1 protein-coding gene is annotated in these 378 nt (G+C 34.7%); it reads left to right on the plus strand.

The features are described from left to right. A partial coding sequence (locus FE392_RS20910) for an IS3 family transposase (RefSeq protein WP_319931998.1) occupies window positions 1-378 on the plus strand: 378 nt, incomplete at both ends.

Raw genomic sequence — 378 nt, forward strand, 5'->3', positions numbered from 1 at the left:
TCAGCACCCTTACTATGGGTATAAACGTATGACTCGTGCTTTGGCTCGAGAAGGAATGGTAATGAATCATAAACGTGTTCGTCGTCTTATGAGAGAGCTGGGTATTCAATCTATCATTCGAAAAAAACGTCCGTTTTATGGAAGAAAAACATCTGTGGTATTTAAAAATCATTTGAATCGAGAGTTTCAAGCTGAAAAGCAAAATCAAAAATTCGTAACAGATATTACTTATGTACGAATCGGAGAACAATTTGCCTATTTGTCAGCTGTGTTAGATTTATACAACAATGAAATTGTTGCCTGGAAGCTATCTTCAAGAAATGATTTAGATTTGGTTTTAACTACATTACGTCAATTAGAAGGGAAGTCATTAACTAC

Source organism: Xenorhabdus santafensis (assembly GCF_033949405.1).
Lineage (GTDB): Bacteria > Pseudomonadota > Gammaproteobacteria > Enterobacterales > Enterobacteriaceae > Xenorhabdus > Xenorhabdus santafensis.